Source organism: Pseudomonas mandelii, assembly GCF_002251635.1.
GTDB classification, from domain to species: domain Bacteria; phylum Pseudomonadota; class Gammaproteobacteria; order Pseudomonadales; family Pseudomonadaceae; genus Aquipseudomonas; species Aquipseudomonas mandelii_B.
Window position 1 is genome coordinate 1 of record NZ_NMOJ01000077.1, and the last position, 12997, is coordinate 12997.

A 12997-nucleotide genomic window follows, 5' to 3' on the forward strand; every position below is an offset into this window, starting at 1 on the left:
CGCGACCCTTATACGGCCATCAGGTCTTTTTCTTTCTGTGCCAAATGCGCGTCGATTTCAGCCACGTACTTCTTGGTCAAATCGTCGATCTCGCCAGTGGCGCGACGCTCTTCGTCTTCGCTGATTTCTTTTTCCTTGACCAGATCCTTCAGCGAGCTGTTGGCATCGCGACGGATGTTGCGCACGGCAACCCGCGCATCTTCAGCCGCACTGCGTGCCTGCTTGGTGAAGCCCTTGCGGGTTTCTTCGGTCAGGGCAGGCATGGAGATCAGCAACAACTCGCCCAGGTTGGTCGGGTTGAGGTTCAGGCCAGCGCTCTGAATCGCTTTGTCGACAGCGCCGAGCATGTTGCGCTCGAAGGCCACGACTTGCAGGGTGCGCGAGTCTTTAACGGTGATGTTGGCCACCTGGGTGATCGGCGTGTCGGAACCGTAATACGGCACCATCACACCCTCAAGAATGCTTGGGTGCGCCTGGCCGGTACGAATACGGCCGAAGTTGTGCAGCAGCGATTCAACGGATTTGTGCATACGCTCTTGAGCGTCTTTCTTGATTTCGTTGATCATTGTTGGCCTTCCTCGATCAGAGTCCCTTCCGCGCCGCCGTGTACGATGTTCAGCAGGGCGCCGGGCTTGTTCATGTTAAATACGCGCAGCGGCATCTTGTGGTCGCGGCACAGGCAAATAGCCGTCAGGTCCATCACGCCCAGCTTGCGATCCAGCACTTCATCGTAGGTCAGATGATCGAACTTCTCGGCATGCGGGTCTTTGAATGGGTCTGCGGTGTATACGCCATCCACCTTGGTGGCCTTGAGCACTACGTCAGCATCGATTTCGATGGCGCGCAGGCAAGCAGCCGAATCCGTGGTGAAGAACGGGTTGCCGGTACCGGCAGCAAAGATCACTACTTCNTTNGCGTTCAGGTGACGCATGGCTTTGCGACGATCGTAGTGATCGGTCACGCCAACCATGGAAATGGCCGACATCACGATGGCCGAGATATTGGCACGTTCCAGCGCATCGCGCATGGCCAGGGCGTTCATCACAGTGGCCAGCATGCCCATGTGGTCGCCAGTTACCCGATCCATGCCGGCCGCGCTCAGCGCTGCACCACGGAACAGGTTGCCACCGCCGATCACCAGACCGACCTGAACACCGATGCCGACCAGTTGGCCGACTTCCAGTGCCATGCGGTCGAGTACCTTGGGATCGATCCCGAACTCTTCCGAGCCCATCAGGGCCTCGCCGCTAAGCTTGAGTAGAATGCGTTTATAGCGAGCCTGATAACCACTGCCCTGCTGAGCCATTGCGAATCTCTCCTGCGGCGTATTTTTTAAAAATTCTTGGCGAGCCGTTTACGGCTTGCGTTCACTCTAGCTGGACGCTATCACAGCGCCATCGGAACACGGCTTTGTAAGCCAGTTCCGATGGGAAACCAAATAAAAATTGGCNTCCCATTTGAAAAGAGGCTGCGCGCGTGAGCGGGCAGCCTCTTTCGGGCGACAGTTAAAAACTGTCTTATTGCTTGGCGGCAGCCAGCTGGGCAGCAACTTCTTCAGCGAAGTTGTCGACCGGCTTCTCGATGCCGTCGCCTACTTTGTAGTAGGTGAAGGAAACGATTTCAGCACCGGCTTTCTTGGCCAGTTCGCCAACCTTGATCTCAGGGTTCTTGACGAACGCCTGCTCAACCAGGCTCGCTTCAGCCAGGAACTTGCTGATACGGCCTTTGATCATGTTTTCAACGATGTTTTCCGGCTTGCCGGCGATCTTGTCAGCGTTGAGGCTCAGGAACACGGCTTTTTCGCGTTCGATTGCGTCAGCGGAGACTTCCGATGGCAGCAGGAATTCAGGATTGCTGGCCGCTACGTGCATAGCGATGTCTTTAGCCAGCTCAACGTCGCCGCCTTTCAGGGCAACCACAACGCCGATTTTGTTGCCGTGCAGGTAGCCACCAACCACATCACCTTCGATGCGAGCCAGGCGACGGATGTTGACGTTTTCGCCAACTTTACCAACCAGTACCAGGCGATCAGCTTCTTGAGCTTCGATCAACGGCTCGACGGTGGTCAGCTTGTCGTCGAATGCTTTCTTGACGCTGGCAGCAACGAATGCCTTGAAGTCGTCCTGCAGAGCCAGGAAGTCGGTCTGCGAGTTCACTTCCAGCAGAACTGCGGCTTTACCGTCTTCAACCAGAGCGATAGCGCCTTCAGCAGCGACGTTGCCTGCTTTCTTGGCAGCCTTGATGGCGCCGGAAGCACGCATGTCATCAATGGCTTTTTCGATGTCGCCGCCGGCCTTGGTCAAGGCCTTTTTGCAATCCATCATGCCTTCGCCGGTACGCTCACGCAGTTCTTTAACCAACGCTGCAGTAATCTCTGCCATTTCAAAATCCTCTTGGATAGGTTTTCAACCATTCCACCCGATCAAACGGGCGATCAATTCTTCCCGAACCCCNTTGTTAGCCGCTGCACGTTACAGAGGCNNNANNTGCGCTGCCCACAAACGGTTTTCGAGGTGGCAAAAAGGGGGCCAAGCCCCCTTTTTGCTTACTGAGTCAACGCCAGGGCGTCAATTACTCAGCTGCGGCTACCGGAGCTTCTTCAACGAACTGCTCGGTACCACCAGCAACGTGGTTGCGACCACGGATTACAGCGTCAGCCATCGAACCCATGTACAGCTGGATAGCGCGGATTGCGTCATCGTTGCCTGGGATGATGTAGTCAACGCCTTCCGGGCTGCTGTTGGTATCGACTACGCCGATAACAGGGATGCCCAGCTTGTTGGCTTCGGTGATCGCGATGCGCTCGTGATCAACGTCGATAACGAACAGTGCGTCAGGCAGACCGCCCATGTCCTTGATACCACCCAGGGAACGATCGAGCTTTTCCAGGTCGCGAGTGCGCATCAGCGCCTCTTTCTTGGTCAGCTTGGCGAAAGTACCGTCTTCGGCTTGCACTTCAAGGTCACGCAGACGCTTGATGGAAGCACGGATGGTTTTGAAGTTGGTCAGCATGCCGCCCAACCAGCGGTGATCGACGTACGGCGAACCGCAACGTGCTGCTTCTTCAGCAACGATCTTGCCAGCGGAACGCTTGGTGCCGACGAACAGAATCTTGTTTTTGCCCTGGGCCAGGCGCTCTACGAAAGTCAGAGCTTCGTTGAACATTGGCAGGGTTTTTTCAAGGTTGATGATGTGGATCTTGTTACGCGCGCCGAAAATGTACTTACCCATTTTCGGGTTCCAGTAACGGGTCTGGTGACCGAAGTGCACACCGGCCTTCAGCATATCGCGCATATTGACTTGGGACATGATAGTTCCTTAATAAGTCGGGTTTGGCCTCCACGTATCCCAATGACCAACCAGCGGCATTCGCCTCCGGCACCCAGGTCATCGTGTCGACACGTGTGTGGATTTAAGCCTTTCGGGGTATCCCCGGAAAGCGGCGCATTTTATATCACAGGGCTGCAAAAAACGGAACCCGGATTCTCAATTCCTGATGCGCGACTTCAACCGCGCACTTGGAATCGCCCGAGAATGCGCCAATCTATAGAGAGAAGCGATGCACAGAGGCTCAGATTTGCGCTGATCGTCTGTTAGAATCGCGTTTTTCAGGGCCGCGAAGATTGATCGCGCAATGCCCATTTCGTTTTAGCAAGCGCCATCGAGCGCAGAGAGAGCCTGTATGACCGTCACCCTCAAAACCCCCGAGGACATCGCAAAGATGCGCGTCGCCGGCAAACTGGCTGCCGACGTGCTGGAAATGATTGCCGAACACGTCAAGCCTGGCGTCACCACCGAAGCCCTGGACCGCATCTGCCACGACTATATAGTCGATGTGCAAAAAGCCATTCCTGCCCCGCTCAACTACAAGGGCTTTCCCAAGTCGATCTGCACCTCGATCAACCACGTGGTCTGCCACGGCATCCCGAACGAGAAGCCGCTGAAGGATGGCGACACCCTGAACATCGACGTCACCGTGATCAAGGATGGCTATCACGGCGACACCAGCCGCATGTTCCACGTAGGTACCGTGCCGGTCTGGGCCGAACGCCTGTCCCAGGTCACCCAGGAATGCATGTACAAGGCTATCGAGATCGTGAAACCCGGCTGCCGCCTGGGCGATATCGGTGAAGTGATCCAGAAGCACGCTGAAAAGAACGGTTTCTCGGTCGTCCGCGAATTCTGTGGCCACGGCATCGGCAAGGTGTTCCATGAAGAACCGCAGATCCTGCACTACGGCCGCGCCGGTACCGGCATGGAACTGAAAGCGGGCATGACCTTCACCATCGAGCCGATGATCAACCAGGGCAAGGCCGACACCAAGGTGCTGGGCGACGGCTGGACCGCTATCACCAAGGACCGCAAGCTCTCGGCCCAGTGGGAACACACCCTGCTGGTCACCGACACCGGCTACGAGATCTTCACCTTGCGCGCCGATGACACCATCCCGCGCGTTTCGGCCTGATCCGACCCCAGGCAGCTACCAGCCTTATAGATAGATAGGAAAGCCAATCGATGCCCCAGGTGGATCCCGAACTCTTCGACCGTGGCCAGTTCCAGGCCGAACTGGCACTGAAGGCAAGCCCCATTGCCGCCTTCAAGAAGGCTATCCGCCAGGCCCGCGAGGTGCTCGATGAGCGCTTTCGCAGCGGCCGGGACATTCGTCGGCTGATCGAGGATCGCGCCTGGTTCGTCGATAACATCCTGCAAAAGGCCTGGGAGCAATTCAACTGGAGCGAAGACGCCGACATCGCGCTGGTCGCGGTCGGCGGCTACGGTCGCGGCGAACTGCACCCCTACTCCGACATCGACCTGCTGATCCTGCTGGACAGCGCCGATCATGAGATCTTTCGCGATTCCATCGAGCGTTTTCTGACGCTGCTGTGGGATATCGGCCTGGAAGTCGGCCAAAGCGTACGCTCGGTGGACGAATGCGCCGAAGAGGCTCGCGCCGACCTGACGGTTATCACCAACCTGATGGAAAGCCGCACCGTCGCAGGCCCCGAGCGCCTGCGCCAGCGCATGCTGGAAGTTACCAGCACCGCCCACATGTGGCCGAGCAAGGACTTCTTCCTGGCCAAGCGTGCCGAGCAGAAAGCCCGGCACCACAAATACAACGACACCGAATACAACCTGGAGCCCAACGTCAAAGGCTCACCGGGCGGGCTGCGGGATATCCAGACGATCCTGTGGGTTGCGCGTCGCCAATACGGCACCCTGAACCTGCGCGCGCTNGCCGGTGAAGGTTTCCTGGTCGAAAGCGAAAACGCCCTGCTCGCCTCGTCCCAGGAGTTTTTGTGGAAGGTCCGGTACGCGCTGCACATGCTCGCCGGTCGCTCCGAAGACCGCTTGCTGTTCGACCACCAGCGCTCGATTGCCGGGCTGCTGGGTTTCGAGGGCGATGACGCCAAGCAAGCCATCGAAAACTTCATGCAGCAGTATTACCGGGTGGTCATGAGCATTGCCCAGCTTAGCGACCTGATCATCCAGCACTTCGAAGAGGTGATCCTGGCCCCCGAAGACGAAGCACCGCCGCAGCCGATCAACTCTCGCTTCCAGTTGCACGACGGCTACATCGAGGCGCGCAACGACAACGTGTTCCGTCGCACGCCGTTCGCCATGCTGGAAATCTTCGTGCTGATGGCCCAGCAGCCAGAAATCAAAGGCGTACGTGCCGATACCATCCGCCTGCTGCGGGAAAACCGTCACCTGATCGACGACGACTTTCGCAACGACATTCGCAACACCAGCCTGTTTATCGAGCTGTTCAAATGCAAGATCGGCATCCACCGCAACCTGCGGCGGATGAACCGTTACGGCATCCTCGGGCGTTACCTGCCGGAGTTCGGCTTTATCGTCGGGCAGATGCAGCACGACCTGTTCCACATCTACACCGTGGATGCTCACACCCTGAACCTGATCAAACACCTGCGTAAGTTGCAGTACACCCAGGTGTCAGAGAAATTCCCGCTGGCCAGTAAGCTGATGGCCAAGCTACCCAAGCCCGAGCTGATTTACCTGGCCGGCCTGTACCACGACATCGGCAAAGGCCGTCATGGTGACCACTCGGAGATCGGCGCGGTGGATGCCGAGGCGTTCTGCCAGCGCCATCAACTGCCACTGTGGGACAGCCGCCTGATCGTCTGGCTGGTGCAGAACCACTTGGTGATGTCGACGACCGCGCAACGCAAGGACTTGTCCGACCCGCAGGTGATCCACGATTTCGCCGGAATCGTCGGCGATGAAACCCGTCTCGACTATCTCTATGTGCTGACCGTCTCCGACATCAACGCCACCAACCCGACCCTGTGGAACTCCTGGCGCGCCAGCCTGCTGCGCCAGCTCTACACCGAGACCAAGCGCGCACTGCGCCGTGGCCTGGAAAACCCGGTGGACCGCGAAGAGCAGATCCGCCGCACCCAAAGCGCAGCCCTGGACATCCTGGTGCGCGGCGGCACCGACCCAGATGATGTCGAGCANCTGTGGTCGCANTTGGGCGANGACTACTTCCTGCGTCATACCGCAGGTGATGTGGCCTGGCACAGTGACGCAATCCTGCAGCAGCCGGCCGATGGCGGCCCGCTGGTGCTGATCAAGGAAACCACCCAGCGCGAATTCGAGGGCGGCACGCAGATCTTCATCTACGCGCCTGACCANCACGACTTCTTCGCCGTGACCGTGGCCGCGATGGACCAGCTCAACCTGAACATTCACGACGCCCGGGTCATCACCTCCAGCAGCCAGTTCACCCTCGACACCTACATCGTGCTTGATACCGAAGGCGACTCGATCGGCGACAACCCGGTGCGCGTNAAACAGATCCGCGACGGNCTCACCGAAGCCCTGCGCAACCCGGACGACTACCCGACCATCATCCAGCGCCGGGTGCCGCGCCAGCTCAAGCACTTCGCCTTTGCGCCCCAGGTGACCATTTCCAACGACGCCCAGCGCCCAGTGACGGTGCTGGAACTCAGCGCACCGGATCGCCCCGGCCTGCTGGCGCGGATTGGCACGATCTTCCTCGAGTTCGACCTGTCGCTGCAGAACGCCAAGATTGCGACCTTGGGCGAACGCGTGGAAGACGTGTTCTTTATCACCGACGCGAACAACCATCCGCTGTCCGACCCGCTGCTGTGCACCCGGTTGCAGGATGCGATCGTTGAACAGCTGAGCGTCAGCCATGAACCGGATATCAAACTGTCACGCATCAGTATCTGAACCAACAATTTTCCCCTGGGGAGATCAGCCCTTTGTAGGAGCCGGCTTGCTGGCGATGGGNCTATCGCCAGCAAGCCGGCTCCTACAGAGTGCAGGCCTCCACATTGAACGAGATCGACCGATGAACAACGCGTTGAACCAGTTGCAGCCCTACCCGTTCGAGAAGCTCCGCGCCCTGCTCGGCAGCGTCACGCCAAACCCGGACAAGCGCGCCATCGCGCTGTCCATCGGCGAGCCGAAGCACCGCTCGCCAAGCTTTGTCGCTGAAGCCCTGGCAAGCAATCTGGATCAGATGGCCGTGTACCCGACTACCCTCGGCATCCCCGCCCTGCGCGAGGCCATCGGCGCCTGGTGCGAACGCCGCTTCAACGTGCCCAACGGCTGGCTGGACCCGGCGCGCAATATCCTGCCGGTCAACGGCACCCGCGAGGCACTGTTTGCCTTCACCCAAACCGTGGTCAATCGCGGTGAAGATGCGCTGGTGGTGAGCCCGAACCCTTTCTATCAGATCTACGAAGGCGCGGCGTTCCTCGCTGGGGCCAAGCCACACTATCTGCCGTGCCTTGACGAAAACGGCTTCAACCCGGATTTCGACGCCGTGTCGCCGGACGTCTGGAAACGCTGCCAGATCCTGTTCCTGTGCTCCCCGGGCAACCCGACCGGCGCGCTGATCCCGGTAGAAACACTGAAAAAACTCATCGCCCTGGCCGACGAGTACGACTTCGTGATCGCNGCCGACGAATGCTACAGCGAGCTGTATTTCGACGAACAAACCCCGCCGNCNGGCCTGCTGAGCGCCTGCGTCGAACTGGGCCGCCAGGACTTCAAGCGCTGCGTGGTGTTCCACAGCCTGTCCAAGCGCTCCAACCTGCCGGGCCTGCGCTCCGGTTTTGTCGCCGGCGACGCCGACATCCTCAAGGCTTTCCTGCTGTACCGCACCTACCACGGCTGCGCGATGCCAGTGCAAACGCAGCTGGCNAGCGTCGCCGCGTGGAATGACGAAGTGCATGTCCGCGCCAACCGTGCGCTGTACCGCGAGAAGTACGATGCGGTGCTGGCAATCCTCAGCCCGGTGATGGACGTGCAGCGTCCGGATGGTGGTTTTTACTTGTGGCCAAATGTTGAAGGCGACGACGCGGCGTTTTGCCGGGACTTGTTCGTGGAAGAACACGTGACCGTCGTGCCGGGCTCATATTTGTCCCGTGCGGTGGATGGCTTCAACCCGGGCGCAGGTCGCATTCGCTTGGCGCTAGTTGCGCCACTGGCAGAATGCATAGAAGCCGCAGAACGCATTCGCGCCTTTATTACGCGCAATAAATAACACTGCCCACCCGCGCCATACCCCATGGCGCGGGGCTTTGTTATAAAGCCGAACTTAATCCACTGCAAACTTCCAAACTACTTGAGAGCCCTTCTAACTCTTTAGTAGCGCCTTCGCATGCCCACAACAAAAGAAGCCACACAGTTTCCCGCAACCATTCTTACATGTAACCAAATGGAGTACTTTTAACATTCACAACGCGCAATACAATGCGAAAGAGCCAAAACCACAAACATACTGAAACACCACAACATTCGCCACTTATCTTTATATCGATTACAACTTACCGGATGCGAAGCACTTGAAACGGCCACGCGAGCAGTTTTCCTGCGTCTTAAAAAATCAGAACTATTTAACACCCACAAGCAGCGATAACATATAAATATTCCAAAACCCTGCTGCCGCAGGTACGACCTCAACGATACTGGCTTTACTATTAACGTTTCCGAAGCCCGCGATAACGAGGCGAGTGGCAACTACCTGTCATCCTCCGCACGCTGGGCACCGACCCAGATCCGTCAAACACCTTATACGGCCAAACGCTGCGCATTGCTATCACACGCTATGACGAAGCCATGTTCCAGACCGTCGTCGCCGCCATCAACCAATGGGCGCCCCACGTAAACCTGAAATTCGAATTCATCGAGCTGGACGATAACGACGAGTTGTATGACGGGGACATACGAATATTACTGTCTCACTTCAAAGATGGCGCAGGCAGCTCTGTCATTGGGACAGACGCACGAGACATTCTCCCGCACCTGCCCACAATGATACTGGGCACCGACTACCAGTCTTCTTTTTTCACGGTAGCTGCCATGCATGAGTTCGGCCATGCACTAGGGGTTGAACATGAACATCAGCATCCCGACGCGCCACTGGACTGGAATTTATCCGCTCTCTATCGCGATTCCGAAGCCCGCGATAACGAGGCGAGTGGCAACTACCTGTCATCCTCCGCACGCTGGGCACCGACCCAGATCCGTCAAACACCTTATGACCCGAAATCAATCATGCATTACGCCTTTCCCGCGAGTGTCATGCGGGACAAGATCGAAGTCCCTTAAAACAACCAACTGTCCGAGCAAGATATCAAGTTCATCAACTCGGTTTACCCACGCTGAAAACCGTCAGGTCGACCCTTCGCTCAGGACTTCACTTGACCCAGGTTGGCCTCACTCAAATCCAGGTCCGCCAACACCTCACGCAGTACATCATCACCAATCTGGTGATGACGGCTCAAGCTGTACAACTCCAAGCGCTGCGCNCGCAGCGCCTTCAACCGCAGACGCCGCTCCAGCAAATCCATCTGAAATGCCAGTGCCTGGGCCTCTGCCGAATCATTGAACACGTCCAGTTGATGGCGATACTCGGACATGATCCGCGCCTTCAGTTCGGCGGCCAACGCGGACTGAGCTGCGTCCTGGGGAGTGGCCTCTTCGGCTTCGAGTGCATGAATCGCCGCTTCTGCAGTTTTTCGCCAGGCGTCACGCACTTCATTGCGCCGCTTGTCGTCAGGGCTTTTTTCGATGCCGCGCAGCAACAGCGGCAAAGCGATGCAGGCGGCTATCAGGGACAGCAGAATCACCCCGGCGGCGATGAAGATCAGCAGATCCCGCTCGGGAAACGCATCACCCCCCATCAGCAGCGGCACCGAGAGCACGCCCGCCAGTGTCACCGCCCCGCGCACGCCGCCGACCGTCAGCAACCAGCAGGAGCGCGCGGTCGGCACTTGAGTCATGTCGCCTTTGCCACGCAATCGTCGCAGCAGAACCGACAAACGCCAGATGCTCTGCACCCAGACAAAGCGCAACACCAGCAGCACCAGAAAAATCACCACCACGTCGAGGCAGCGGTAAAGCAAGGTCGGCCACAGCGAGGTTTCGTGGCTGGCCACGGCCTTGATGATGTCCGGCAACTGCAAGCCCAGCAGGAGGAAGATCAAGCCGTTGAACGCGAACTCCAGCAACGACCAGACACTGCGGTTGAGCAGCCGGGTGCTGGTCTGGCGTGGCAACAGATCGAGCCAGCTTTGCATCATGCCCGCCGCCACTGCGGAGAGAATGCCCGAGGCGCCCAGGCGCTCAGCCAATACATACGCGGCAAACGGCAGCAGCAACATGAACACCACGTGAGTGGCCGGGTCGTCCCAGCCACGCGCGATCATCCATGTACGTAGCCGCCCGACCAGCCAGCTCAGCGCCACACCCACGGCCAGGCCGCCAACCGCCACCAACACGAACGTCATACTCGCGTTGGCCAGTGAAAACACGCCGGTTACCGCTGCGGCCAACGCAAACTTAAACGTCACCAGGCCCGAGGCATCGTTCATCAGCGCTTCGCCCTGAAGCATGTGCATCAGCGGCTTGGGCAAACGATTTTGGGCAATGGCCGAGACCGCTACGGCATCCGTCGGCGACAGCACGGCCGCCAGCGCAAAGGCCACCGGCAGAGGAATGCTCGGCAACAACCAATGTATGAAATAGCCGGCGCCGACCACCGTAAACAACACCAGTCCCACCGCCAGGGTCAGGATCGGCCCGCGCAGGCGCCACAGTTCTCGTTTGGGCATACGCCAACCGTCGGAGAACAGCAGCGGCGGCAGGAACAGAAAGAGGAACAATTCGGGATCCAGCGCCACATGCAGACCCAGGGTCGGCCAGGCCAGCACCGCACCCGCGGCAATTTGCACCAATGGCAGCGGCAGCGGGATCACCCGTCCGATCAGGCGTGAAACGCCGACCAGCATCAACAGGATCAGGACGGTGTAGGCGGTTTGCATAAAGCGCGGTTCCCAGGCAATCGACAGCATTGAAGTGCCATATTAGCCGCTTAGACTGCGGGCTGACCGTTGCACCAATGTCGCATGCAGTCGCGANAACTGGCTCACACAGGGGTTGCGATGACTTAACGACCGCGGCCGCCGCGAAACCGTCCGGTCATGGCATAATCCGTCACCTTTAATTTCCAGCACCTGCAAAGGGGGCAATTCCTTGACCGTTTCAAGTAAAACGTTGCACCTTTTCGGCATCAAAGCCTGCGACACCATGAAAAAGGCGCGCACCTGGCTCGATGAGCACGCTGTGAGCTATGAGTTCCACGACTACAAAACGGCCGGTATCGACCGCGAACACTTGACCCAATGGTGCAACGAGCACGGTTGGCAGGTGGTTTTGAACCGTGCGGGCACCACCTTTCGCAAACTCGAAGACGAACGCAAAGCCGATCTCGATCAGTCGAAAGCCATTGAATTGATGCTCGCACAACCCTCGATGATCAAGCGCCCGGTGCTTGATCTCGGTGACAGAACCCTGATTGGCTTCAAGCCAGATAGTTATTCGGCAGCCCTCAAGTAGGCCTGCCCGTTCAATTTTGTTAGAGGTATTTACATGTCCACTACCCTGTTCAGCCTGGCCTTTGGTGTCGGCACTCAAAACCGTCAAGGCGCTTGGCTGGAAGTGTTTTACGCACAACCGCTGCTCAACCCGTCGGCCGAACTGGTCGCGGCCATCGCGCCGATTCTGGGCTACACCGAAGGCAATCAGGCCATCGCATTCAGTACCGCTCAGGCCTCGCAACTGGCTGAAGCGCTGAAAGGCGTCGACGCTGCACAAGCTGCTTTGCTGACTCGTCTGGCCGAGAGCCACAAGCCGCTGGTCGCGACCATCCTGGCCGAAGACGCTCAACTGACTTCCACGCCTGAGGCCTACCTCAAGCTGCACCTGCTGTCCCATCGCCTGGTCAAGCCGCACGGCCTGAGCCTGGCGGGCGTGTTCCCGCAACTGCCGAACGTGGCATGGACCAGCCAGGGCGCGATCGACATCAATGAGCTGGCCGAGCGCCAACTGGAAGCCCGCCTGCGTGGCGAGCTGCTGGAAGTGTTCTCGGTGGACAAGTTCCCGAAAATGACCGACTACGTGGTCCCGGCCGGCGTGCGTATCGCTGACGCTGCGCGTATCCGCCTGGGCGCCTACGTGGGCGAAGGCACCACCGTGATGCACGAAGGTTTCGTCAACTTCAACGCCGGTACCGAAGGCCCGGGCATGATCGAAGGCCGTGTATCGGCTGGCGTCTTCGTCGGCAAAGGTTCGGACCTGGGCGGCGGTTGCTCCACCATGGGCACCCTATCGGGCGGCGGCAACATTGTGATCAAGGTAGGCGAAGGCTGCCTGATCGGCGCNAACGCCGGTATCGGCATTCCGTTGGGCGATCGCAATACCGTCGAGTCGGGCCTGTACGTGACCGCCGGTACCAAAGTCGCGCTGCTGGATGAAAAAAACCAGCTGGTGAAAGTCGTCAAGGCCCGTGAACTGGCCGGTCAACCTGACCTGCTGTTCCGCCGTAATTCCGAGACCGGTGCCGTGGAGTGCAAAACCCACAAATCGGCCATCGAACTGAACGAAGCGCTGCACGCTCACAACTAAGCAGCCACTCGATGCCACTAGCGGGCCGCGNCTT

General features: G+C 58.6%; 11 protein-coding genes. 6 read left to right on the forward strand and 5 right to left on the reverse strand.

The annotated features are described in order from the left end of the window. Positions 1–8 precede the first annotated feature (8 nt). From frr to rpsB, 4 genes are all read right to left on the reverse strand, one after another. Complete coding sequence (gene frr / locus B7L09_RS11350) at positions 9–566, reverse strand: ribosome recycling factor (protein WP_094468873.1); 558 nt, start codon at positions 564–566, stop codon at positions 9–11. Next, entirely contained in the window at positions 563–1306 is a 744-nt protein-coding gene (gene pyrH, locus B7L09_RS11355; protein ID WP_094468874.1) for a UMP kinase, read from the reverse strand. The genes frr and pyrH overlap by 4 nt, the downstream gene beginning before the upstream one ends. A 211-nt stretch (positions 1307–1517) precedes the next feature. Continuing rightward, positions 1518–2381 carry a translation elongation factor Ts gene (gene tsf / locus B7L09_RS11360; protein WP_058412423.1) on the reverse strand — a complete coding sequence of 288 codons (864 nt, stop codon included), beginning with the start codon at positions 2379–2381 and terminating at the stop codon, positions 1518–1520. Positions 2382–2571: 190 nt separating this feature from the next. Further along, on the reverse strand, positions 2572–3309 hold the full coding sequence (gene rpsB / locus B7L09_RS11365; RefSeq protein WP_003219330.1) for a 30S ribosomal protein S2: 738 nt from the start codon (positions 3307–3309) through the stop codon (positions 2572–2574). A 373-nt stretch (positions 3310–3682) separates the two neighbouring features. Between rpsB and map the strand changes: the two genes are divergently transcribed. The 4 genes from map to B7L09_RS11385 all read left to right on the forward strand — a co-directional run bounded on the left by map (position 3683) and on the right by B7L09_RS11385 (position 9606). Next, positions 3683–4465 (forward strand): type I methionyl aminopeptidase, encoded by a 783-nt coding sequence (map, locus tag B7L09_RS11370; RefSeq protein WP_094468875.1) that lies wholly within the window; start codon positions 3683–3685, stop codon positions 4463–4465. Positions 4466–4515: 50 nt separating this feature from the next. After that, positions 4516–7218 (forward strand): [protein-PII] uridylyltransferase, encoded by a 2703-nt coding sequence (locus B7L09_RS11375; protein ID WP_094468876.1) that lies wholly within the window; start codon positions 4516–4518, stop codon positions 7216–7218. 121 nt (positions 7219–7339) lie between these two features. Beyond that, positions 7340–8539, forward strand: a complete 1200-nt coding sequence (dapC, locus tag B7L09_RS11380) for a succinyldiaminopimelate transaminase (RefSeq protein ID WP_094468877.1) — start codon at positions 7340–7342, stop codon at positions 8537–8539. Positions 8540–9114: 575 nt separating this feature from the next. Beyond that, entirely contained in the window at positions 9115–9606 is a 492-nt protein-coding gene (locus B7L09_RS11385) for a M12 family metallopeptidase (RefSeq protein ID WP_094468878.1), read from the forward strand. An 80-nt stretch (positions 9607–9686) separates the two neighbouring features. Here the strand turns inward: B7L09_RS11385 and B7L09_RS11390 are convergent, their stop codons facing one another. Then, positions 9687–11321 carry a Na+/H+ antiporter gene (locus B7L09_RS11390; RefSeq protein ID WP_094468881.1) on the reverse strand — a complete coding sequence of 545 codons (1635 nt, stop codon included), beginning with the start codon at positions 11319–11321 and terminating at the stop codon, positions 9687–9689. Between the two features lie 211 nt (positions 11322–11532). Here B7L09_RS11390 and B7L09_RS11395 point away from each other — a divergent pair, with 211 nt between their 5' ends. Next, positions 11533–11895 (forward strand): ArsC family reductase, encoded by a 363-nt coding sequence (locus tag B7L09_RS11395; protein WP_438269318.1) that lies wholly within the window; start codon positions 11533–11535, stop codon positions 11893–11895. A gap of 33 nt (positions 11896–11928) precedes the next feature. Beyond that, positions 11929–12963 carry a 2,3,4,5-tetrahydropyridine-2,6-dicarboxylate N-succinyltransferase gene (gene dapD, locus B7L09_RS11400; protein ID WP_094468880.1) on the forward strand — a complete coding sequence of 345 codons (1035 nt, stop codon included), beginning with the start codon at positions 11929–11931 and terminating at the stop codon, positions 12961–12963. Positions 12964–12997 lie beyond the last annotated feature (34 nt).